Below are 806 nucleotides of genomic sequence, written 5' to 3'. Positions count from 1 at the left end.
AATTATTTTATCTATACACTTTTGATTAAATATATTACAACCAATCATTTTAATGTTAGCAGCATTTAATATAGCATCTACTTTAAGATTTATAATACTTCCATGATAAGTAAATATATATTCATTTTTAGTTTGTTTACAATCTTTAATACTAACTTTATTATTCTTTAAATGATATTTTTTTAAAAATTCATTTTCTAATGATAAATACTCTTTAGGTATTGGTGCTGGTATGTCTAGTGCTGATGGATTTACATATATTGGTACTCGTTTTGAAAATGCTTTCCCTGATTTCATAAAAAAATATAATTTTTTGGACATGCTTCAAGCAAGTTTATATGAATTTGAAAATATAGAGGAATATTGGGCTTTTCAAAGTAGATTTATAGCATTAAATTATTTAGATCAACCTGTTGGGTTATCATATGTAAATTTACTGAAAATGCTAAAAGATAAGCCTTATCATATTATTACAACGAATGCGGATAATGCATTTTTTAAAGCAAAATATGATAATAAAAAAGTTTTTCATATTCAAGGTGAATACGGATTATTTCAATGTAGTAAACATTGCCATCAAAAAACATATAAAAATGATGAGTTAATTCGTGAAATGATTTTAAAACAAAAAAATATGAAAATACCTAGTTATCTGATTCCTTATTGTCCAAAATGTAAATCACCTTTAGAAGTAAATAAAAGAAATGAAAAAAAAGGAATGGTTGAAGATGAGCAATTTCATATTCAAAAAAAATTGTATAAAAAATTTTTGAAAGATCACAATAAAGGAAAAGTTATGTATCTTG

At 23.3% G+C, this 806-nt stretch carries 1 protein-coding gene and 1 pseudogene; one reads left to right on the top strand and one right to left on the bottom strand.

All coding sequences use genetic code 11. The features are described 5' to 3' along the window. Positions 1–297, bottom strand: a pseudogene (locus tag AWT72_RS08685) (hypothetical protein); the annotation flags it as partial. 16 nt (positions 298–313) lie between these two features. On the opposite strand from AWT72_RS08685, the gene AWT72_RS08680 reads away from it, so the two are divergent. Then, positions 314–806: SIR2 family NAD-dependent protein deacylase (locus AWT72_RS08680; RefSeq protein WP_503465678.1), on the top strand; the 493-nt coding region annotated here is incomplete at its 3' end.

Source organism: Oceanivirga salmonicida (genome assembly GCF_001517915.1).
GTDB classification, from domain to species: domain Bacteria; phylum Fusobacteriota; class Fusobacteriia; order Fusobacteriales; family Leptotrichiaceae; genus Oceanivirga; species Oceanivirga salmonicida.
Note: the sequence above shows the minus strand (reverse complement) of the source record. Positions and strands in the feature narration are given on the sequence as shown.